Origin of the sequence: Kitasatospora sp. NPDC091276, from assembly GCF_040684355.1 — a bacterium.
In the GTDB taxonomy this organism is placed as follows: Bacteria; Actinomycetota; Actinomycetes; order Streptomycetales; family Streptomycetaceae; genus Kitasatospora.
Map to the genome: position 1 here is coordinate 289,506 of NZ_JBFBFU010000006.1, position 20,604 is coordinate 310,109.

Sequence of the window (20,604 nt, forward strand, 5' to 3'; positions counted from 1 at the left end):
GGCTGTGCCGCCGAGTCGCTAAGTACTTATCTATTAAGTACTTAGGATATTCTGTTGTCAACCCGACCGTCGATACGAGCCACGGAGGCCGCCCCCATGTCGCAGCCCCAACCCACCCCCGCCCGCGAGCAGGCCCTCGACCGGCTCGCCCGCGCCGCCTACAGCCTCAGCGCCGCCGACTCCCGACTGCGCGGACGCGCCACCCGCACCCCCGGCGCGCTCTCCCTCACCCACGCCCGGGCCCTGCGCGTCCTGGCCGAGACGGGCCCGCTGTCGATCGGCCAGCTCGCCGCCGCCACCGAGACCACCAGCGCCGCCACCACCCAGCTGGTCAACAACCTCGCCACGGCCGGCTACGTCACCCGGGAGCGCCCCCCGGGCGACAAGCGGTCCGTCCTGGTCGCCCTCACCGACGCGGGCCGGCGCCGCCACGACGAACGCCAGGCCACCCTGGCGCGGGCGCTCGACACCGCACTGGCGCACCACGACGCCCCCGCCCTGGACGCCGCGACCGACGTGCTCCGGCAGTTGGCCGCCATCTACGACCGGCTCTGACCGGGAGGGCCTACCCTGCGGAAGGCGCGGCAAGGTCGCGCGAGGCCCTTCCCGGAGGTGAGCGCCCGTGACCAAGTACGTGATCGCGCCGGCCGTGGCGCTGCGCCTGGCCGGCGAGCGGGCCGTCATCCCGCAGGAGCACCGGCTGCTGGCCCCGACGCTGCTCCGCTCGCAGGTGCTGTCGCTCCTCTACCAGGCCGTCCGCCAGGGCGGGCTGACCAGGGCGGAGGCCGACCGCCGGCTGGACTACCTGCGCGCGTTGAGGATCCGGCTCCTCGGGGACCGCGTCCTGCAGTCCACCGCCTGGGGGATCGCCGAGCGCCTCGGCTGGCCCGACACCCTCGACGCCGAGTACATCGCGCTGACCCGGCTTCAGGCCGACGCGTTCATCACGCTCGACCTGGAGGTCGCCCGCGCCGCCGAGGAGCTGGTGGCCGTCGCCCCCGTCGAGGCCCTGACCGCCTAGGGCGATGCCGCCGCCGACCCGGCGCGAGGGCCCCCGACCCGCCGGGCCGTCACGGGGCCAGGGCGGCGGTGACGGCGGCTTCGGCGTGCAGGCGGGTGGTGGGGAAGGTGGGGACGGCACTGTCCTCGGGGCGTACGAGCAGTTCGATCTCGGTGCAGCCGAGGATGATCCCCTGGGCGCCGGCGGCCACCAGTTCGTCGATCACCCGGCGGTACGCCGCGCGGGACTCCTCGCGGACCAGGCCGAGGCACAGCTCCTGGTAGATCACCCGGTGGACCAGGGCGCGGCTGCCGGGGCCGGGGACGAGGACGTCGAGGCCGTGGGCGGCCAACCGGCCGCGGTAGAAGTCCTGTTCCATGGTGAAGGCCGTGCCGAGCAGCCCGATCCGGTGCAGTCCGGCGGCCCGGACGGCGTCCGCGGTGGCGTCGGCGAGGTGCAGCAGCGGGACGGGGGTCGCGGCCGCGACCTGGTCGGCGACCTTGTGCATGGTGTTGGTGCAGATCAGCAGCAGTTCGGCGCCGGCCGCCTCCAGGGACCGTGCCGCGCCGGCCAGGACCTCGCCGGCCTCGGTCCAGCGGCCGTCGGCCTGGAGCCGTTCGATGGCGGCGAAGTCGACCGAGTACAGCACGAGCGGCGCGGAGTGCAGGCCGCCGAGGCGGTCGCGGGTGAGCTCGTTGAGGAGGCGGTAGTACTCGGCGGTGGATTCCCAGCTCATGCCGCCGATCAGGCCGAGGGTCTTCATGCCGCCATTTATAAAGCAATTCGGGAATTGAAAGCAAAGGTATAAGGATTACTTGGAATCGTCCTGCGGAATCCAGCGCGGCACGCGGTGCTGCCATTCCCGGGCGAACACCACCGAACCGGCCTCCAGCGCGCGCAGCTGCACGATGCTGAGGAAGTGCCCGGCGTCGCAGCGCAGTTGGGTGCGGGTCTGGACGGTGACGTCCCAGCCGATGTCGGGGCGTTCGAGGCGCACGGTGTGGTCGGTGCGGGCCTGGGCGCTGAGCGGGGCGCCGGTGAGCACCCGGTAGGCGGTGACGGTGTGCTCGTCGCGGACCAGGCCGTCGGGGTGGGTGCGGCTGCCGTCGGTGGCGGGGGAGAGTTCGGCGCGCCATTCCCGGCGGCCGATGTCGTGCACGGTGACGTGCTCGGGCCGGGCGGTCAGCGGCTCGGTGCGGTGGATGTCGAGCGGCTCGGGCAGGGCGGGGGCCTCGAAGACGACGGGGGCGGCGCCGACGTCGGCGGCGAGGTGCCGGGTGGGCAGGGTGAGGGCGGAGCGGGACGGGTCGAGCGCGTAGCCGGCGTCGTCCGGGGTGGGCCACACCCACGGCCAGTAGACCGAGGAGAGGGCGAGCCGCAGCCGGTGCCCGGCCGGGAGGGTGCCGGCGCAGGCGGCGAGCTCGACGTCCGCGTCGGGGCCGGTGGCGACCAGGACGCCCCGGGTGAGCAGCGTGGAGGTGCCGTCCGGGCCGACGGCGCAGAGCCGGGCGGTGATCTGGGCGGGCGGGCCGCCCTCGCGCAGGCGCAGCCGTACGGTCGGGGTGCCGAGCACTTCGACCGGTTCGGGCAGCGGGTGGGAGTCGAAGCAGACCGAGCGGCCGTCCTCCTCGCGCTGGTCGGGCGGCTGGTCGGCGGGGCGGCCGCGCGGGACGTAGGCGCCGGCGTTGAGGCCGGTGTGCTGCGGGGAGCGGACGCGGACGTGGCGGTCGTCGGAGGCGGTGCCGGCGGTGCGCAGCGGGCCGTCGAGGCCGTAGTGGATCTCCCGGACGTCGGGGGAGGGCCAGGTCTCCTCGCCGGTCCAGCGGGTGCCGATCCAGCTGCGCAGGGTGGGCTCCGCCAGGGCGCCGGTGTCGAGGTCGCGCAGCCAGTGGTCCCACCAGCGCAGGGTCTCGGGGAGGGTGTCCTCGGGCAGGCCGTGCGGCCAGGGGCCGAGCAGGGCGCGGGCGGTGGGGGAGGTGGCGAGCAGGCGCAGGACGAAGGAGCAGGACGGGTCGCCCCAGCCGGCGACGGCGAAGGTGGGGGCGGGGACGGGGACGGTGGTCCCGCCGGCGGCGAGCCAGGCGTCGACGGGCGGGTCCAGGGATTCGAGGCGGGCCAGCCAGCTGGTGCGCCAGGCGTCGCCGACGTGCCGGGGGTCGGGCGGGAGGGCGGCGTCGGCGACCAGGGCGGTGAGCCGGGTGTGCAGGTCGGCGGCGAGCAGGGCGCCGCCGAGGCGGTGGCCGCCTTCGGGGCAGGCGGTGACCACGGCGCCGACGGTGTCGGGGGCGCGGGCCGCGAGCAGCAGGGCGGTGGTGCCGGCGGCGCCGACGCCGAGCAGGCCGACCCGGCCGCTGCACCAGGGGCGGCGGGCGAGCCAGTCGAGGACGGCGGCGCCGTCGTCGAGCTCCTGGCCGCCGCCGGGTTCGCCGGGCAGGCCGTCGGAGTTGCCGTGGCCGCGGGTGTCGACGCGGACGGCGCCGTAGCCGTGGCCGGCGTACCAGGGGTGGCGGCGGGCGTCCTCGGCGGCGGTGCGGTCGGTGAGCCGGCCGGCGGAGTACTCCAGCACGGCGGGGACGGGTTCGTCGCTGACCGGGCGCCACAGCCGGGCGGCCAGCCGGGTGCCGTCGGGCAGCGGGATGCGGACGTCCTCGCGGGTGGTGCGGAAGGGGTAGGACGGCATGGCCGCTCCCATCGGATCCCGGGCCGGTGAGCGCCGGAGGGTCCGCGGCGCGTACGGGGAGCGCGCCGCGGGTGTCGGCATCTCGACCCTAGGGGAGGAATCGTCCGATTTCCTGACGAAGGCTGCGCGGTGGTCGCGGCCCGCCGGTCGGCGCGGCCGGGTGGGGCCCGGCGCGAGCGGGCGTGTGCCCGCCGTCGCACGCCCCCCGTCCGCGCCCGCGTGCCCCTGTTCGCCGCCGTCCGGCATTTGCACATGACTTGCAACTGCTTCCCCGAGGGGGGAAAGATGGCCCAGCTTCGCCCGGACCACCCGAAAGGACCACAGGATGTCCAGCCCCGCCGCAGGTGCCTCGCCCGTCAGATGGCGTGACCGGCTCACCCGGGAGGAGTGGATGCGCCTGGCCGGGATGGGCGGTTTCATCCTCGTGCTGCACGTCGTCGGCTGGTTCACCCTGCTCGCGCTGGTCGCGCCCGAGCACTACGACGTCGGCGGCCAGGTGTTCGGCGCGGGCATGGGCCTGACCGCCTACACCCTCGGGATGCGGCACGCCTTCGACGCGGACCACATCGCGGCGATCGACAACACCACCCGCAAGCTGATGGGCCAGGGCAAGCGGCCCCTGTCGGTCGGCTTCTGGTTCTCGCTCGGGCACTCCTCGATCGTCTTCGGCCTCTGCGCGCTGCTCGCCTTCGGCATCCGCTCGCTCGCCGACCAGGTGGAGGCGGACGACTCGACCCTGCACACGATGACCGGCCTGATCGGCACCACCGTCTCCGGGACGTTCCTGCTGCTCCTCGGCCTGATCAACCTGGGCGCCTTCAACGGCATCCTCAAGGTGTTCCGCCGGATGCGCGTGGGCGAGTACGACGAGGCCGAGCTGGAGCGCCAGTTGGAGCGGCGCGGGCTGATGAACCGCATCCTCGGCCGGGTGACCAGGGCCGTCACCAAGCCCTGGCACATGTACCCGGTGGGCCTGCTGTTCGGCCTCGGCTTCGACACCGCGACCGAGGTGTCGCTGCTGGTGCTGGCCGGCGGCGCGGCCGCGTTCTCGCTGCCCTGGTACGCGCTGCTCACGCTGCCGATCCTGTTCGCGGCCGGGATGAGCCTGCTGGACACCATCGACGGCTCGTTCATGAACTTCGCCTACGAGTGGGCCTTCTCCAAGCCGGTCCGCAAGATCTACTACAACCTGACCGTCACCGGCCTGTCGGTGCTGGTCGCGCTGGTGATCGGCCTGGTCGAGCTGATCGGCCTGCTCGGCGAGAAGCTGGACATCACCAGCGGCCCGATCGCCTGGATCGGCGGGCTGGACCTCAACTTCGTCGGCTACGCGATCGTCGGCCTGTTCGTGCTGACCTGGGTCGCGGCGATCGCCTACTGGAAGTTCGGCAAGGTCGAGGAGAAGTGGTCGGCCGGCCTGGCCGCCGCGGCCGCCAAGTCGGAGTAGCGACGGGGCGGAGGGGGCGGTGACCGGAGTCCGGTCGCCGCCCCCTCGGCGTTCCGGGGCCTACCGCAGCGCGGCGAGCACCGCGTCCGCCATCACCTTCTCGCCGGTGGCGTTCGGGTGGAACGGCACGGCGGGCGAGCCGGGCAGCGCGCCCTCGATCCAGCGGTCGTCCGAGCACACGTCGTGCCCGGCGGTGGGCGTGGCGGTGTCGACGTACGTCGCGCCGCCGGCCGCCGCGGTGCTCCTGAGCGCGGCGTTCAGCTTGTCGAGCACGCCGTGCATGTACTCGACGTCGCCCGGGGTCACGGGCTGGCGCAGGATGCACGAGCGGCCGTCGGCGGGCAGCACGGACGGGTAGCCGACCAGCAGCACCCGGGCCCGCGGCGCCTTGGCGTGGATGCGCCGCAGCGTGTCGGCGACCTGCGGCGCGATGCTGCCGGTGATCCGCTCGGCCAGGTCGTCGTTGCCGTACTGCCAGGACCAGCTGCTCCAGTCCCAGTAGCCGTGGTGGTAGACGTCCTTGCAGGGCGTGCCGAGCGGGTTGACGACCGCGCCGGCGATGCAGGTGGCGACGAGTTCGCCGAGGCCGAGGTCGCTGGCCGCGAGGTCGTTGCCGCCGATGCCGAGGGTGACCAGGTCGGTGTCGGGGGTCACCGCGTCCAGCTGCGGGTCGTTGACCCGGATGAAGGCGTCGTACTGCGGCTGCGTCATGGCCTTGACCTTGGCGGCGGCGCAGGTGACGTCGGTGTACGCGCCGGCCTTGAGGGCGGCGGCGACCAGGTGGCCGTAGTTGCGGTCGGAGCGCAGGCACAGGCCGGCCGACTGGCCGGGCACGCCCGCGCCGGCGGCGTAGGAGTCGCCGAGCGCCACGAGGTGCTTGGGCGCCGGGGTGGCGGCCTGGGCGCTGGTGGAGGTGAGCGCGAGGGCGGCGCCCAGTGCGACGGAGGCGAGCGCGGTGGAGCTGCGCAGGTATCGGGGTTTCCGGGCAGGGGGGAGCACGGTTCCTCCTGGGGGGAGAGAAACGACGGGTGGGGGTCGTGCCGGGCCGCGGCTACTCGCAGGTAAGTTACTTGTTGGTTTCGTGGACGTCCATGCCGTGCGCGGAAATTTCCGAAATTCCGTCAGATCGCATTTCGCATTTCGCTCCACCGTGTATCGAGGGCATTTCCGAAACGGTGTGGAGCGGAATTGCCGCAGTCGGTTGTTACCGGCCGGTTGACCGGACGTCACCGCAGGCCGCAGTATCGGGCGCACAGCGACGGCGCCCACCCCGCGCGCGCCGTCCCGCTCGCCGCGACGGAGGACTGCGCATGGCCCTGGACGCCGACGTCATCGTCATCGGAGCAGGACTCGCCGGACTCGCCGCCACCGCCGAACTCGCCGACGCCGGACGGAAGGTGATCCTGCTCGACCAGGAGCCCGCGGCCTCGCTCGGCGGCCAGGCGCACTGGTCCTTCGGCGGCCTCTTCCTGGTCGACTCGCCCGAGCAGCGCCGGATGCGGATCCGCGACTCGCACGCCCTGGCCCGCCAGGACTGGTTCGGCACCGCCGGCTTCGACCGGCCCGAGGACGCCTGGCCGCGCCGCTGGGCCGAGGCCTACGTCGACTTCGCGGCCGGCGAGAAGCGCTCCTGGCTGCACGGCCTGGGCGTCCGGTTCTTCCCCGTCGTCGGCTGGGCCGAGCGCGGCGGCCTCCTCGCGGACGGCCCGGGCAACTCGGTGCCCCGCTTCCACATCACCTGGGGCACCGGGCCCGGACTGCTGGAGCCCTTCGTCCGCCGGGTCCGCGCCGCCGCCGCCCGCGGGCTGGTCGACCTGCGCTTCCGGCACCGGGTCACCGGCCTGGCCGCCACCGCGGGCGTCACCGACACCGTCACCGGCGAGGTGCTGGTGCCCAGTCCGGCGGCCCGCGGCGAGGCCAGCTCGCGCGAGGCCGCCGGACGGTTCGAACTGCGCGCCCAGGCCGTGATCGTGACCTCCGGCGGCATCGGCGGCAACCACGACCTCGTCCGCAAGGCCTGGCCCGCCCGGCTCGGCACCCCGCCCGCCAAGCTGCTCTCCGGCGTCCCCGCCCACGTCGACGGGCTGATGCTCGGCATCGCCGGCGACGCCGGCGCCAGCCTCATCAACGGCGACCGGATGTGGCACTACACCGAGGGCATCGAGAACTGGGACCCGATCTGGGCCCGGCACGGCATCCGCATCCTGCCCGGCCCGTCCTCGCTCTGGCTGGACGCGCGCGGCAACCGGCTGCCCGTCCCGCTCTTCCCCGGCTTCGACACCCTCGGCACGCTCGACCACATCATGTCCACCGGCTACGGGCACACCTGGTTCGTGCTCAACCAGCGCATCATCGAGAAGGAGTTCACCCTCTCCGGCTCCGAGCAGAACCCGGACCTGACCGGGAAGTCCGTGCGCGGCGTCCTCGGCCGCGCCCTGCCCGGCGCCCCCGGTCCGGTCCGGAGCCACCTGCGGCACGGGCCCGACTTCGTCGTCGCGAGTAACCTCGCCGACCTCGCCCGCGGCATGAACGCCAGGACCCGCGAATCGCTGATCGACCCCGCCGAACTGCGCCGTACCGTCGAGGCCCGCGACCGGCAGTTCGCCAACCCCTTCGCCAAGGACCTCCAGGTCACCGCCGTCCACGGCGCCCGCCGCTACCTCGGCGACAAGCTGATCCGGGTGGCCCCGCCGCACCGCATCCTCGACCCCGGCGCCGCCCCGCTGATCGCCGTCCGGCTCAACATCCTCACCCGCAAGTCCCTCGGCGGGCTGGAGACCGACCTCTCCGCGCGCGTCCTGCGCCCCGACGGCGAACCCCTCCCGGGCGTCTACGCCGCCGGCGAGGCCGCCGGCTTCGGCGGCGGCGGCGTCCACGGCTACCGCTCCCTGGAGGGCACCTTCCTCGGCGGCTGCCTCTTCTCCGGCCGCACCGCCGGCCGCGCGGCGGCGGAGGCGACGGCGTAGGGGACCGGGGCGGGTGCGGCCTCAGCGCTCGTCGGTGAGGCCCAGCCGCAGGTGCTCGACGTGGTACACGGCCTGGTCGAGGAGGGCGGCGACGTGGTCGTCGTGCAGGGAGTAGACCACCGAGCGGCCCCGGCGCTCGCCGACGACCAGGCCGAGGTTGCGCAGCAGCCGCAGCTGGTGGGAGCAGGCGGACTGCTCCATGCCCACGGCGTCGGCGAGTTCGGTCGCCGCGCGCGGGCCCTCGCGCAGTTCGGCGAGGATCAGCAGCCGGGACGGGGTGGCCAGCGCCTGGAGGGTGGTCGCGACCTTGGCCGCGTTGGAGGCGTCCAGGCGCATCCGCGGTACGGCTTTCTCGGTGGTCGCGTGTCCCATGGGGGCATCCTACGGACCGCCGCCGAACCCCGGCACCCGGTACCCGGCAGTGGTTCTCGGCATGACGGGTAGGCTGCGCGTGCAGCGTGCCCCGTGACCAGGAGGAGTTCCAGAGCCGATGAGCCGCCGAGACCGGGACCGCAAGCAGGCGGCCGCCTCCCCGGTGACCGTCACCGTCTGCCGGGGCTGCTGCTGCGGCACCGAGGCCAAGCACCCGGGGGTGGACCACGCCGGGCAGTACGAGCGGCTGCGGGCCGCGGTGGGTACGGCGGGCCGGGTCCGCGCGGTCAAGTGCCTGGACGTGTGCACCCAGTCCAACGTGGTGGTGGTCGGCCCCTCCGGGGAGGGGCGGGCGGCGGGCGGGCGCCCGGTCTGGCTGGGCTTCGTGCTGGCGGACGACATGATCGACGAGATAGCCGCCTGGGTGCACGCGGGCGGCCCCGGGCTGGCCGACCCGCCCGGACTGCTCGACCTCCAGCTCATCTCGGTGTCCCGCCGGGTCCGCGAAGGCCTGGCGGAGTAGCGGACGGTGGAGCCGAACCGTCCTCATCACGGTTGGGACGCAGCGGGGTTGGCCGATCCGGCGGCCGAGCAGGATCCGCTGGACGCCGCCCTCGGCGGTCCCACTAGCATGACCGGTGGCTGCCAGCGGTTCCGCCCAGGGAGGACGACGATGACGACGGTCTGCCGCATCTGCGCGGGCACCGGCCGGACCGCCGGTCTCAGCTGCCGGACCTGTCAGGGCACCGGGACCACCGAGGTGGGCGGCGGGGGCGGCAACTGCTTCCTCTGCGACGGCACCGGGGTGTACGTCCGCTACCGGGTGGACGCGACCGGCGCCAAGCACGCCTACCGGGACGAGATCTGCCGCACCTGCGACGGCACCGGCAACCGGTCCCCCTCCACCTGGGACGAGCCCTCCGGCTGAGCGCCCCCGGCCGCGGCGGCGCCGACGGGGGCTCAGGCCGCGCCGCCGGCGGCGGCCATGATCCGGGGTCGGCCCGGTGCGGGCGCGTCCTTTACCTGATCATGGTCGAACATTGGTGTTCGAATGGGCGGCGCGCTGCGGCCCGTTCACCCCGCGTCCGTGTGCGGTCAACGCGCCGCTGGAAGAGTCCCGCGCATGGATATCCCTCACATGGGCGTACCGGCCAAGCTCGCCGACCGCATGAGCACGGCCGAGCAGCACGAGTACCTGCGGGCCCGCTTCTCCCGCCGCCGGATGCTGCGCGCCGGCGCCGTGACCGTCGGCGCCGTCGCCGTCGGCGGCGCGCTGGGCAGCGGAACGGCCTTCGCCGCGCCGGCGAGCCCGCAGCTGCTGACCGGTGCCACGACGGCCGGCGTCGACGGTTCGCTGGTCGCGCCGATCGGGCGCCACCTCCAGTTCGGCCCCGAGCCCGACACCCAGTTCCGCATCTCCTGGCAGGTCCCGGCGCCGGTCAAGAAGCCGTTCCTGCGCTACGGCAAGACCCCGTGGGAGCTCAGCCACAAGCTCCAGGCCGAGGTCCGCACCCTGCACACCCCGGCGCTGAGCCCGAACAGCCAGCCGGTGGACCAGTACTACCTGCACGTGGCGCTGGAGGACCTGCACCCCGACACCACCTACTACTACGGTGTCGGCCACGAGGGCTTCGACCCGGCCTCGCAGCAGCAGATCTCCACCCTGCACACCTTCCGCACCGCGCCCTCCCGCGACCACCGCTGGGGCAAGGTCTACGAGCCGTTCACCTTCACCGCCTTCGGCGACCAGGGCGTCAGCTCGCACGCGGCCGGCAACGACCACGTCATCCTGGCCCAGAAGCCGTCCTTCCACCTGCACGCCGGCGACATCTGCTACGCCGACCCGGCGGGCTCCGGCACGGACCCCGACAAGTCCGTGTACAACGCCAGGACCTGGGACGACTTCCTCGTCCAGACCGAGACGGTCGCGGCGACCGTGCCGTGGATGGTCGCCTACGGCAACCACGACATCGAGGCCTGGTACTCGCCCAACGGGTACGGCGGCGAGAACACCCGCTTCTTCCTCCCGGACAACGGCCCGGACCCGCGCAAGGTCCCCGGCGTCTACACCTTCCGCTACAAGAACGTCGGCGTCATCTCGCTCGACGCCAACGACGTCTCCTACGAGATCCCGGCCAACCTGGGGATCTCGGCGAACAAGCAGACCAAGTGGCTGGAGCGCACCCTCAAGGACCTGCGCAACGACGAGACGATCGACTTCGTCGTGGTCTTCTTCCACCACTGCGCCTTCTCCACCACCGTCGCGCACGCCTCCGAGGGCGGCGTCCGCGAGGCCTGGGTGCCGCTGTTCGAGAAGTTCCGGGTGGACCTGGTCATCAACGGCCACAACCACATCTACGAGCGCACCGACGCGATCCTCGGCAACAAGGTCTCGAAGCAGGTGCCGAGCGGCGCCACCATCGAGCCGGCGAAGGACGGCGTCGTCTACGTGACCGCGGGCGCGGCCGGCCGCAGCCTGTACAAGTTCGACGTGCCGGACACCTACGAGGGGCACGAGAACCACCAGGACGAGGTGAAGACCTACTACTGGGGGAAGGGCAAGGTGAAGGTCCCCGAGACCATCCAGTGGTCGCGGGTGCGCTACACCGGCTACTCCTTCATCAAGGTCGACGTCACCCCGGCCCACCTGGGCCAGAAGTCGTCCATGAAGGTGACCGCGCTGGCCGAGGACGGCACGCAGATCGACAACTACACGATCCTGCGCAAGGTCGGCGAGGGCTGGGACTCGGACCACGACGACGACGGTCAGGGCGGCGGCTGGGGCTGGTAGTCCCCGAACCGGCTCGCCGGGCCCCGGCGTCGAGGAGTCCGCACCTCGACGCCGGGGCCCCGTGCGTGGAGAACCCCGTGCGTGGAGGGCCCAGTGCGCTCAGCGCCGGGGCCCGTACATGATCACCGCGACCCCGGCCAGGCAGACCAGCGCGCCCACCACGTCGTAGCGGGTCGGCCGGAAGCCGTCCACGACCACGCCCCAGAGCAGCGACCCGGCGACGAACACCCCGCCGTACGCGGCCAGCACCCGGCCGAAGTGGCTGTCCGGCTGGAGCGCCGCGACGAAGCCGTACCCGCCGAGCACCACCACCCCCAGCCCGGCCAGCCACCACGGCCGCTGCTCGCGCACGCTCTGCCAGATCAGCCAGCAGCCGCCGATCTCGGCGAGGGCGGCGACGACGAACAGGGCGACGGAACGCAGGACGGTCATGACCGGCAAGCCTAGGCGTCAGGACTGGCGGTACGTCGCGAGGAAGCGCCCGATGCGGTTGATGGCCGTCTCCAGGTCGTCGGCGCGGGGCAGGGTGACGAAGCGGAAGTGGTCCGGGCGGGGCCAGTTGAAGCCGGTGCCCTGGACGACGTGGATCTTCTCGCGGAGCAGCAGGTCCAGCACGAACTGCTCGTCGTCGACGATCCGGTGCACCGCCGGGTCGAGCCGGGCGAAGGCGTACAGGGCGCCCTTGGGCTTGACGCAGCTGACGCCGGGGATCTCGTTGAGGGCCTTGAAGGCGACGTCGCGCTGTTCGGTGAGCCGACCGCCGGGCAGCACCAGGTCGTTGATGGACTGGTGGCCGCCGAGCGCGGCCTGGACGGCGAACTGGGCGGGCACGTTGGGGCACAGCCGCATGCCGGAGAGCATGGTCAGGCCCTCCAGGTAGTCGGCGGCGTGCTGCTTGGGCCCGGAGACGACCAGCCAGCCGCTGCGGAAGCCGGCCACCCGGTAGGCCTTGGAGAGGCCGTTGAAGGTGAGGGTGAGGACGTCGTCGGCGAGGGCGGCGAGGCAGTGGTGCTCGGTGTCGTCGTAGAGGATCTTGTCGTAGATCTCGTCGGCCAGGACCATCAGCTGGTGGCGGCGGGCCAGGTCGAGGATGCCCTCCAGCAGTTCCTTCGGGTAGACCGCGCCGGTGGGGTTGTTGGGGTTGATGACGACGATGGCCTTGGTGCGGGCGGTGATCTTGGCGGCGATGTCGTCGAGGTCCGGGTACCAGTCGGCCTGCTCGTCGCACAGGTAGTGCACGGCCTTGCCGCCGGCCAGCCGGACCACGGCCGTCCACAGCGGGTAGTCCGGCATCGGGACGAGCACCTCGTCGCCGTCGTCGACGAGCGCGGTGACGGCCATCTGGATCAGCTCGGAGGCGCCGTTGCCGAGGTAGACGTCGTTGACGCCGACTCCGGCCACGCCGCGCTGCTGGTAGTACTGCACCACCGCGCGGCGGGCGGGCAGGATGCCGCGCGAGTCGCTGTAGCCGTGCGCCTTGGGCAGGTTGCGGATGATGTCCTGGATGATCTCCTCGGGCGCCTCGAAGCCGAACGGGGCCGGGTTGCCGGTGTTCAGCCGCAGCACGCTGTGCCCGGCTTCCTCCAGGGCGTTGGCCTGGTCGACCACCGGGCCGCGGATCTCGTAGCACACGTTGTTCAGCTTGCTGGACTGCCGAAACTCCACTGTGGCCTCCCGACCGTCACCACCGCATCGTTGCTGATGCTTTGTTCTACCAAGTTGGCACTTGGAAAGTCCAACCTTTTGGCTATGCTGATCCGCATGTCACGCCGAAGCTACGACCAGTACTGCGCCGTCGCCCGCGCCCTGGACGCGGTGGGGGAGCGCTGGAGCCTCCTGATCGTCCGTGAACTCCTCGGCGGCCCGCGCCGCTACACCGACCTGCACGCCGACCTGCCCGGCGTCTCCACCGACATCCTCGCCGCCCGGCTCAAGCAGCTGGAGGCCGACGGCCTGGCCCTGCGCCGCCGGCTCGAACGGCCCGCCAACGCCACGGTCTACGAGCTCACCGAACGCGGCCGCGAACTGCGCCCGGTGATCGAGGCGCTGGGGGAGTGGGGCCTGCCCGCCCTCGGCGAGCAGCGGCCCACCGACGCCGTCCGCGAGCACTGGTTCACCCCCAGCGCGGCGGACGACGGGGCGCCCGTCGCGGGTTAGGCGCAGATGCCGGTGTCGGTGCCGGGTCCGCTGCCGACGCCCGGACCGGCCGCGCGTAGCATCGTCGGGCCACGGAGCCATCGGAGGAGAGCGGAGACCGCCCGTGCCCACCACCTACCGCAGTTACGTCGCCGTCGGGGACTCCTTCACCGAGGGCATGTGCGACGACCTGCTGCCCGACGGCCACTACCGGGGCTGGGCCGACCGGGTCGCCGACGCGCTCGCCGCCGAGGCCGGCGCTGACGGCGGTGACGGCGGGTTCCGCTACGCGAACCTCGCCGTCCGCGGCAAGCTCATCGGCCAGATCCACGACGAGCAGCTCCCCGCCGCCACCGCGATGGCCGCCGACCTGGTGACCCTCGTCGGCGGCCTCAACGACGCGCTGCGCCCCGGCTGCGACATCGCCCGGGTCGAGCGGCTGCTCGGCCGCTGCGCCGAGGAACTGCGCGCCACCGGCGCCACCGTGGTGCTGTTCACCAGCACCGACCCGACCCGCAGGATGGCGGGCAGCGCCCGGCTGCTCCTGGCCATCCTGCGGATGAAGGCCTTCGTGCACGAGCTCGGCCAGGACGAGGGCGTCGCCGTCGTCGACCTGTTCGCCGCCCCCTGCTTCGACGACCGCCGGCTCTGGGGCGAGGACCGCCTGCACCTGTCGCCCGAGGGCCACCGCCGGGTCGCCGAAGGGGTGTTGGAGGCGCTCGGCCGCCCCGCCGCCTTCGACTGGCGCGCCCCGCTGCCGCCCGCCGCCCCGCCCGGCCGGGCCGAGCGGCTGCGCGCCGACGCCCGTTGGCTGGGCGGTCACCTGGGGCCGTGGATCGGCCGCCGGCTCACCGGGCGCTCCTCCGGCGACGGCCGGCCGCCGAAGCGGGCCGAGCTGCTGCCCTACTCGGCTCCGGACCCGGCTCCGGCGGCGGGCGCGGCTGCGGATCCGGCGGCGGGCACGGCCGCGGGCTCGTAGACCAGGCTCGCCATCGGGGAGCGGGTGGTCCAGCCGAGCGAGGTGTAGAGCGCCCGGCCGTCCGGGGTGCCGACCAGGACGGCGGTGTCGGCGCCCGCCTCGTGCCCGGCGCTCTGGAGGGTCCGCATCACCAGGGCGCCCAGGCCCCGGCGCCGGTGCTCGGGCGCGGTCAGGATCTGGTCCGGGACGGCCACGGGGCCGGCCAGTCCCGCCTGGCCGCGTGCGGCGAGGTGTCCGGCCTCGGTGCGGACCAGGGTCCGGACGGTCCCGCCCCGGGTCCAGGTGGTCGCCGTGTAGCCGGCCGGCACCTCCGGCCGTTCGGCGCTCAGCGGGACGGTCATCAGGTACCCCGGCTGGTCGAGCCGCCACTGCGGGCCCAGCCAGGGCCGGGCGACGGTGTCCTCGGTGAACAGCTTCAGCCAGGTGCCCGGTGCGGTGGTGGCCTCGGCGATCTTGCGGACGTCGGGCTCGGCCGGCTCGGGCAGCACGTGCCGGGCGACGTGGCCGACCACGCCGACGTCGATCGTCCAGCCCCAGGGCTCGTCCACCGCTTCGGCCGCGCCGCGCGAGACGCTCCAGCCGGCGATCCACATCCGGACGAGTTCGTTGATGCTCGGGTCCTGCACTCCTACCCCCGTATGCCATATGCGATGGGCGCGCACGTCGTAATAGGTGCACTGCCAGTTGACACCTTACCGATGGTGGGGCGGGTGTGGCCAGTGCCCAGTAGGCTTGGCAGCTCGACGCACCGGACGGCCGGTGCCCACGCTGGAAGGACCACGCGACGTGCGCGAGACCGAGCCGCCGCAGCACCCCACGGCGGCTCAGCCGACCGAGCTGCGCTCCGACTGCACCAGCTGCTTCGGCCTCTGCTGCGTCGCCCTGCCCTTCGGCGCCGGCACGGACTTCGCCGTCGACAAGGCCGCCGGCAGCGCGTGCCGCAACCTGCAGACCGACTTCACCTGCGGCATCCACGAACGCCTCCGCGACCGGGGCTTCCAGGGCTGCACCGTCTACGACTGCTTCGGCGCCGGGCAGCGCGTCTCCCAGGTCACCTTCGGCGGCCGCAGCTGGCGCGAGGCACCGGCCGACGCCAAGCCCATGTACGACGTCTTCCCGGTGGTGCGCCAGCTCCACGAACTGCTCTGGTACCTCACCGAGGCGCTCGGCTACGCCCCCGCCCGCCCGGTCCACGCCGACCTGCGGCAGGCCCTGGAGGAGACCGACCGGCTCGCCGGCGGCACCCCCGAAGAGATCCTCGCCGTCGACGTCCCCGCCCACCGGCAGCGGGTCAGCGACCTGCTGCTGCGCGCCAGCGAACTCGTCCGCGCCGCCGTCCCCCGCCGCCGTGAACACCGCGGCGCCGACCTCTTCGGCGCCCGTCTGCGCGGCGCCGACCTGCGCGGGGCCAACCTGCGCGGCGCCCTGCTCGTCGCCGCCGACCTCAGCGGCGCCGACCTGCGCCTCGCCGACCTCGTCGGCGCCGACCTGCGCGACGCCGACCTCTCCGGCGCCGACCTCACCGAGGCCCTCTTCCTCACCCAGGCCCAGCTGAACGCGGCCCGCGGCGACGCCACCACCCGCCTGCCGGGCACCCTCACCCGGCCCGCCCACTGGCCCGCCACGGCCTCCGCCCCGGTGGCCGCCGCCACCGGCGCGCGCGGCCCCCGCAAGCCGCGCAGCGGCGGCCGTCCGGGCGGCCCGCGTCGCCGCTGAGGCCTGCCGCGCCAACGGTCGAGCCCGCCCGGCAGGTGTCTGCCGGGCGGGCCCGGTGTTCCTGGTGCCTGGTGCTAACAGCTGTGCGCGGCGGAGGGGCGCTTCGCCGCGATGTACGGCTTGCCCATGTGCGCCACGACGTCGGCCGGGCAGGTCTTGATCCAGTTGGTACCCGCGGCGTGGTTCTTGACCTTGGCGTCGCTGCAGTACTCGACGCGGTCGGCGGTCTTGAAGCACTGGTAGCCGGGGTACCCCGCCGCCGAGGCGGTGTTGACGCCGGCGAACAGGCCGGCCGCGGCCAGCAGGGCGACGGGCAGAACGGAACGCATCCTCATGGTTTTTCTCCCGTTGGTTCGTCTGGGCAGTGGCCCGATCGTGGCAGCGCGGCGGAGGCGGGGGCAACGCGACATGACATGTTTAGGTCAAACTGTGTTCGAGTGAACTCCCTTCACCGTCTTGGCCGTTGACGGTCCGTCGGACGAGGTCAGGTCGTGAGCAGGCGGGAGCGGAGGGCGGCTGTCCGGGCGGGGGAGAAGCCGAGGGTGCCGGTGGCGTAGTCCTCGACCGAGCCGTGGCGGGCGGTGAGGTCGGCGAGGGCGAGGCGGATGACCGTCTCGGGGGCGCGTCCGTAGCCGGGCCAGCGGAGGGTGCGGCCGGGGTGGGCGGCGTGCCATTCGGCGACGAGGTGCGGTGTGGCCAGCTCGGTGAGGGCGAAGTCGGCGGCGATGTCGTCCTCGGAGACGCCGAGCAGGGTGAGGACGAGGGCGGCGATGAGCCCGGTGCGGTCCTTGCCGGAGGCGCAGTGGAAGACCACGGGCTCCTCGGCGGCGGCGATCACCTCCAGGGCCTCGCGGATCTCCTCCACCCCGTCCTCGGTGACCTCGGCGAAGCGATCGGCGAGGTAGCGCCAGGGGTCGACGTCCGGGTCGATCTCGGCCTGGTCGTAGGTGCGGTGCTCGATCGAGAGGTTGTGGTAGACGAGCCCTTCGTAGTCGGGCACCCGGCCCTTGGCGGCGATCTCCCAGGGGTAGCGGAGGTCGATCACGGTGCGCACGCCGAGGGCCTGGAGCCGGTCGAGGTCGGCGGGCGAGGTGAGCTTGCCGAGCGAGTCGGAGCGGTAGAGCAGGCCCCGGCGGACGGACCGGCCGTCGGCGGCGGGGTGGCCGCCCAGGTCGCGGAAGTTGTGCAGCCGTTCGAAGGTGAGCTGACGCGTTGTCATGCGCGGCACTCTAACCAGTGGTGCCCGGGTGCCCGGTGGGGCCTCCGTGCTGGGTGGGGCCTCAGCGCCCGGTGGGGCCCGGGTGCCCGGCGCCTTCGTAGCCGGTGGTGAGGAGTTCGAAGGCGCGGTCGGCGTTGGTGGTGGCCTCGAAGTGGAGTTCGTCGGCGGTCCGGCCGTCGTCCCGGATCCGGTGCCAGTTGTGTTCGGCGAGGACCCGCTGGGTGGCGGTGACCTGGGCGGCGAGGAGGGGGGCGGTGAGGCACCGGGGCGGGGCCAGGTCGGGGGCCTCGTGCAACGCCCGGGCGAGGGACTGTTCGGCGCGGGCGAGGTATTCGGCGCCCCGGGCCTTCAGGCTCGGCGTGGAGTACACCAGATCGCTGAACGCCAGGACCCGGGGGTCGTCGTTGAGCCCGGTGACGGGGTCGCGCCGGGCGAGTCCGTCCAGGAAGTCCCGGTGCAGGGCGGCCAGCACCGTTTCGCCGGCCGCCCGGCCGCGGACCACGCCGGCGGCCTGGTCCTGGTGGTCGGCGAAGCGGTGGACGACCAGGTCCTCCTTGGTGGAGAAGTAGCTGAACAGCGTCGGCTTTGACACCTCGGCGGCGGCCGCGACGTCCGCCACCGGGACCGGGTCGAAGCCGCGCTCCAGGAAGAGCGCGATCGCGGCCTCGGAGATCGCCCGCCGCGTCCGTTCCTTCTTCCGTTCCCGCAGTCCGCTCATGGCGTCAGGCTAGCAGCAGGTCTTGACCCGGGAAGATTTCTGACCCGGTATGATATTTACCCCCGGTAGGGTGCCGCCTGCTGCCCGCCATCTGCTGCTCGGGTGCTCAGGAGCTCAGCGAGTCCAGGATGCGGCGGATCGACTCCACCACCGGGGCGCCGGCGGCGGCGAGGGCGGCGACTCCGGAGATGTTGCGCAGGGCGCGGCGCAGGGTGGCGGGCGGGGTGGCCTGCCCGCCGCCGAGGTCCGCCAGCGACTCGTCCAGCACCTCGCGGTCCTCGGCCGGCACCTGCTCGCGCAACTGGCGTACGGCGGCGATGAGTTCACGCATCGCGGCCTGCGGGTCGGCCGGGCCCTGGTGCTTGATGATGCCGATGTTGTGGTCGCCGTGCTGGGTGACCGAGTCCCCGAAGTGGATGCCGCCGCTCACAGACTGACCTTCTTCCCGGTGTTGTGGTCGCCGTACTGGTTGATCTGGTCGCCGATGTGGACGTTCTCCACCTGGAGCGCGAACTCGGCCAGCGGGTTGTCGATCGCTTCCATGATCAGCTGGATCAGGTTGCCGACCTGCTGGGCGTCGTGGCTGACCACCGCCGTGTTCGAGGAGCTGGAGGTCTCGATGATCAGCTGGTAGACCGTGCGCATCTGCAGCCGCTTGACCAGCCGGTAGAGGCTGGCCGCGAAGAGCGCGAGCGCCACCAGGCCGATCACGTTCTTGGTCGTCTCCTGGTTCGCGCCGCGCCCGAGCAGCGAACCGAGGAGGGCGGTGGCCACCAGCAGGCCGATCACCTGCCGGGCGAACCGGATGATCACCCGCGCGCGCTTGGGCGGCAGCAGCTGGAACCGCCGGGCCCGGGCGATGTTGTGGAGCGGATAGGCGTCGCCGCCCACCCACAGCACCCGCCGGCTGACTCTGACGTCGATCACACTGCTTCTGCGTGCCAAGTCGTCCCCCTACCCGTAGTGGCGGGGAGAACCATAGCAACGGCCGCCGACGGCGCCGACGGGAGTGCCGCCCCGCTGGTCAGGCGGCGGTGCGCGGTCAGCATCAGGGCCCGGTCGGCAGCGGGGCCGGTCAGGTGCTGCGGTCGGCGAGCACCTCGCGGACGACGTGACGGGCGTTGGCGGTGAGGCCCGGATTGGTGTGACGGTAGTAGGGGATCGTCACCAGCGCGATGGAGAAGGCCCAGGCGCGGCCGCGGGCCCACGTGGCGTCATCGGCGTGGAGTGCGGCGCGGAAGGCGGGGCGGGCCGAGGAGGGCAGCAGGTTCCAGGCGACGATCAGGTCGGCGGTGGGGTCGCCGACGCCCATCAGGCCGAAGTCGAGGACGGCGCCGAGCCGGCCGGACCGGTCGAGCAGGAGGTTCCCGGGGGTGAGGTCGCCGTGCATCCAGGAGGGCGGGCCGGCGTACTCGGAGAGGCGAAGCGCCTTGTCCCACAGGGCGGTTGCGGCGTGGGTGTCGACCGCTCCGGCGAGTTGGGCGATGGCCGCGCGGGTGGCGCCGTCGCGGGAGGCGAGCGGGACGCTGCGGTGGCCCGCCGGGCCGCCGGCCGGGTTGACGGCGCGCAGGGCGTTGACGAAGGCGGCGAGGTCACGGGCGAGCGCGCCGGGAGCGGCGAGGGCGCCGACGACCGGGTTGGCGCCCTCGAACCAGCGGAGCACCGACCACTCCCAGGGGTAGCCGGCGGCGGGCCGGCCGACCGCGAGCGGAGCGGGTATCGGCCGCGGCAGTCGGGGGGCCAGCGCGGGCAGCCACTGCTTCTCGCGGCGGACGTCCCCGGCCGCCCATTCCACCCGGGGTAGCCGGACGGCGAGTTCGGGCCCGAGGCGGAACATCGCGTTGTCCGTCCCGGTGGAGGGGACCGGCGTGACCGGCAGCCCGACCCAGTCCGGGAACTGGGCGGAGATCAACCGCCGTACCAGGGCCGCGTCGATGACCAGTCCGTCGGGGTGCATCCGGGTGGCAGCGCACATGCCCGGCAGCGTACAGCGCGGATCGGTGCCCTTCAGCGGATTCCCGGAATGCGTACGGCCGGCCTCAGCTCAGCGTGACCCGCACGCCGATCGTCCCGCCCCTGCCGAAGCGCAGCACGTTCGCGGTCAGCGCGATCGCGCACAGCAGCCCGTACTTGCGGCGCAGCAGCTTCCGGTAGGCGGGCGCGCGGCCGGGGTCGAGGACGGCGGTGGCCGGGACCTGCTCGCCGAGCAGGGTGCCGCGGATGTCGCTCGGCCCGACCAGCACGTCGGAGCGGTTGCGCAGCCGCTTGACCTTGCCGGTGCGGGTGACGGTGGTGAAGACCAGCGCGTCGCCGTCGCGCGCCACCCAGACCGGGGTGGGCACGGGGGTGCCGTTCTTGCGGTGGGTGGTGAACAGCAGGTACTTGGCGGCGGCGAGTTCGCTCAGCCGGGCGGCGGCGTCCGGCGCGCGGGAGGCGTCCAGTGCGGGGGAGGTGTCCATGCGCGTCAGCGTAGGAAGGCGCAACGGGGCACTGCTTGAGTCTGGTTGGGGCCGCGGGCGGAGGGCGCCACGCCCGGGCGCCCCGGGTGCGGCCGGGAGCTGTCCCCGGTACCTGCCAGAA

At 73.4% G+C, this 20,604-nt stretch carries 23 protein-coding genes and 1 pseudogene; 10 read left to right on the forward strand and 14 right to left on the reverse strand.

What is annotated here, in order from left to right; translation table 11 throughout:
- Positions 1-96: 96 nt before the first annotated feature.
- Positions 97-555 carry a MarR family transcriptional regulator gene (locus tag AB0O19_RS10545; RefSeq protein WP_363619025.1) on the forward strand — a complete coding sequence of 153 codons (459 nt, stop codon included), beginning with the start codon at positions 97-99 and terminating at the stop codon, positions 553-555.
- A 67-nt stretch (positions 556-622) separates the two neighbouring features.
- The gene (locus AB0O19_RS10550; RefSeq protein ID WP_363619026.1) at positions 623-1,021 is read left to right on the forward strand and encodes a type II toxin-antitoxin system VapC family toxin; all 399 of its coding nucleotides are present in this window, start codon (positions 623-625) and stop codon (positions 1,019-1,021) included.
- 49 nt (positions 1,022-1,070) lie between these two features.
- On the opposite strand, the gene AB0O19_RS10555 is transcribed toward AB0O19_RS10550, so the two are convergent.
- Positions 1,071-1,763, reverse strand: a complete 693-nt coding sequence (locus AB0O19_RS10555; protein WP_363619027.1) for an aspartate/glutamate racemase family protein — start codon at positions 1,761-1,763, stop codon at positions 1,071-1,073.
- 48 nt (positions 1,764-1,811) lie between these two features.
- The gene (locus AB0O19_RS10560; protein WP_363619028.1) at positions 1,812-3,680 is read right to left on the reverse strand and encodes a CocE/NonD family hydrolase; all 1,869 of its coding nucleotides are present in this window, start codon (positions 3,678-3,680) and stop codon (positions 1,812-1,814) included.
- A 325-nt stretch (positions 3,681-4,005) separates the two neighbouring features.
- Between AB0O19_RS10560 and AB0O19_RS10565 the strand changes: the two genes are divergently transcribed.
- A complete protein-coding gene (locus AB0O19_RS10565; protein WP_350886390.1) occupies positions 4,006-5,127 on the forward strand; it encodes a HoxN/HupN/NixA family nickel/cobalt transporter in 1,122 nt (373 codons plus the stop codon).
- A gap of 60 nt (positions 5,128-5,187) precedes the next feature.
- Here the strand turns inward: AB0O19_RS10565 and AB0O19_RS10570 are convergent, their stop codons facing one another.
- Positions 5,188-6,126 carry an SGNH/GDSL hydrolase family protein gene (locus AB0O19_RS10570; protein WP_363619029.1) on the reverse strand — a complete coding sequence of 313 codons (939 nt, stop codon included), beginning with the start codon at positions 6,124-6,126 and terminating at the stop codon, positions 5,188-5,190.
- 311 nt (positions 6,127-6,437) lie between these two features.
- Here AB0O19_RS10570 and AB0O19_RS10575 point away from each other — a divergent pair, with 311 nt between their 5' ends.
- Positions 6,438-8,093, forward strand: coding sequence for an FAD-binding dehydrogenase (locus AB0O19_RS10575; protein ID WP_363619030.1), 1,656 nt, complete (start codon positions 6,438-6,440; stop codon positions 8,091-8,093).
- 21 nt (positions 8,094-8,114) lie between these two features.
- Here AB0O19_RS10575 and AB0O19_RS10580 read toward each other — a convergent pair whose 3' ends face one another.
- Complete coding sequence (locus AB0O19_RS10580; RefSeq protein ID WP_063347062.1) at positions 8,115-8,465, reverse strand: metalloregulator ArsR/SmtB family transcription factor; 351 nt, start codon at positions 8,463-8,465, stop codon at positions 8,115-8,117.
- Between the two features lie 118 nt (positions 8,466-8,583).
- On the opposite strand from AB0O19_RS10580, the gene AB0O19_RS10585 reads away from it, so the two are divergent.
- The 3 genes from AB0O19_RS10585 (at position 8,584) to AB0O19_RS10595 (ending at position 11,256) form a co-directional block, all read left to right on the forward strand.
- Positions 8,584-8,988, forward strand: a complete 405-nt coding sequence (locus tag AB0O19_RS10585) for a (2Fe-2S) ferredoxin domain-containing protein (protein ID WP_350886398.1) — start codon at positions 8,584-8,586, stop codon at positions 8,986-8,988.
- Between the two features lie 150 nt (positions 8,989-9,138).
- Positions 9,139-9,393 (forward strand): hypothetical protein, encoded by a 255-nt coding sequence (locus tag AB0O19_RS10590; RefSeq protein ID WP_063347060.1) that lies wholly within the window; start codon positions 9,139-9,141, stop codon positions 9,391-9,393.
- Positions 9,394-9,588: 195 nt separating this feature from the next.
- Entirely contained in the window at positions 9,589-11,256 is a 1,668-nt protein-coding gene (locus AB0O19_RS10595) for a metallophosphoesterase family protein (protein ID WP_350886400.1), read from the forward strand.
- 99 nt (positions 11,257-11,355) lie between these two features.
- On the opposite strand, the gene AB0O19_RS10600 is transcribed toward AB0O19_RS10595, so the two are convergent.
- Both AB0O19_RS10600 and AB0O19_RS10605 read right to left on the reverse strand, forming a co-directional pair.
- The gene (locus AB0O19_RS10600; RefSeq protein WP_063347058.1) at positions 11,356-11,688 is read right to left on the reverse strand and encodes a YnfA family protein; all 333 of its coding nucleotides are present in this window, start codon (positions 11,686-11,688) and stop codon (positions 11,356-11,358) included.
- A gap of 18 nt (positions 11,689-11,706) precedes the next feature.
- Positions 11,707-12,921, reverse strand: coding sequence for a pyridoxal phosphate-dependent aminotransferase (locus AB0O19_RS10605; RefSeq protein WP_363619031.1), 1,215 nt, complete (start codon positions 12,919-12,921; stop codon positions 11,707-11,709).
- Between the two features lie 96 nt (positions 12,922-13,017).
- On the opposite strand from AB0O19_RS10605, the pseudogene AB0O19_RS10610 reads away from it, so the two are divergent.
- Positions 13,018-13,371 (forward strand): annotated as a pseudogene (locus tag AB0O19_RS10610) (helix-turn-helix domain-containing protein); the annotation flags it as partial.
- Positions 13,372-13,516: 145 nt separating this feature from the next.
- On the forward strand, positions 13,517-14,371 hold the full coding sequence (locus tag AB0O19_RS10615) for an SGNH/GDSL hydrolase family protein (protein ID WP_363619032.1): 855 nt from the start codon (positions 13,517-13,519) through the stop codon (positions 14,369-14,371).
- Here the strand turns inward: AB0O19_RS10615 and AB0O19_RS10620 are convergent.
- On the reverse strand, positions 14,296-14,997 hold the full coding sequence (locus tag AB0O19_RS10620; protein ID WP_363619033.1) for a GNAT family N-acetyltransferase: 702 nt from the start codon (positions 14,995-14,997) through the stop codon (positions 14,296-14,298). The two genes, AB0O19_RS10615 and AB0O19_RS10620, sit on opposite strands and share 76 nt — an antisense overlap.
- 160 nt (positions 14,998-15,157) lie before the next feature.
- Between AB0O19_RS10620 and AB0O19_RS10625 the strand changes: the two genes are divergently transcribed.
- Positions 15,158-16,087 carry a pentapeptide repeat-containing protein gene (locus AB0O19_RS10625; protein WP_363619034.1) on the forward strand — a complete coding sequence of 310 codons (930 nt, stop codon included), beginning with the start codon at positions 15,158-15,160 and terminating at the stop codon, positions 16,085-16,087.
- A gap of 74 nt (positions 16,088-16,161) precedes the next feature.
- On the opposite strand, the gene AB0O19_RS10630 is transcribed toward AB0O19_RS10625, so the two are convergent.
- The 7 genes from AB0O19_RS10630 to AB0O19_RS10660 all read right to left on the reverse strand — a co-directional run bounded on the left by AB0O19_RS10630 (position 16,162) and on the right by AB0O19_RS10660 (position 20,483).
- Positions 16,162-16,422 carry a hypothetical protein gene (locus tag AB0O19_RS10630; protein ID WP_363619035.1) on the reverse strand — a complete coding sequence of 87 codons (261 nt, stop codon included), beginning with the start codon at positions 16,420-16,422 and terminating at the stop codon, positions 16,162-16,164.
- 149 nt (positions 16,423-16,571) lie between these two features.
- Positions 16,572-17,306, reverse strand: coding sequence for a tyrosine-protein phosphatase (locus AB0O19_RS10635; RefSeq protein WP_363619036.1), 735 nt, complete (start codon positions 17,304-17,306; stop codon positions 16,572-16,574).
- Positions 17,307-17,367: 61 nt separating this feature from the next.
- Positions 17,368-18,024 (reverse strand): TetR/AcrR family transcriptional regulator, encoded by a 657-nt coding sequence (locus tag AB0O19_RS10640; RefSeq protein WP_363619037.1) that lies wholly within the window; start codon positions 18,022-18,024, stop codon positions 17,368-17,370.
- 106 nt (positions 18,025-18,130) lie between these two features.
- Positions 18,131-18,454: a hypothetical protein gene (locus tag AB0O19_RS10645; RefSeq protein ID WP_363619038.1), complete on the reverse strand. Its 324-nt coding sequence runs from the start codon at positions 18,452-18,454 to the stop codon at positions 18,131-18,133.
- Positions 18,451-18,951 (reverse strand): DUF6232 family protein, encoded by a 501-nt coding sequence (locus AB0O19_RS10650; RefSeq protein ID WP_363619039.1) that lies wholly within the window; start codon positions 18,949-18,951, stop codon positions 18,451-18,453. The genes AB0O19_RS10645 and AB0O19_RS10650 overlap by 4 nt, the downstream gene beginning before the upstream one ends.
- A gap of 148 nt (positions 18,952-19,099) precedes the next feature.
- Positions 19,100-19,999 carry an aminoglycoside phosphotransferase family protein gene (locus tag AB0O19_RS10655; protein WP_363619040.1) on the reverse strand — a complete coding sequence of 300 codons (900 nt, stop codon included), beginning with the start codon at positions 19,997-19,999 and terminating at the stop codon, positions 19,100-19,102.
- 64 nt (positions 20,000-20,063) lie between these two features.
- Positions 20,064-20,483, reverse strand: coding sequence for a PPOX class F420-dependent oxidoreductase (locus AB0O19_RS10660; protein ID WP_363584025.1), 420 nt, complete (start codon positions 20,481-20,483; stop codon positions 20,064-20,066).
- Positions 20,484-20,604 lie beyond the last annotated feature (121 nt).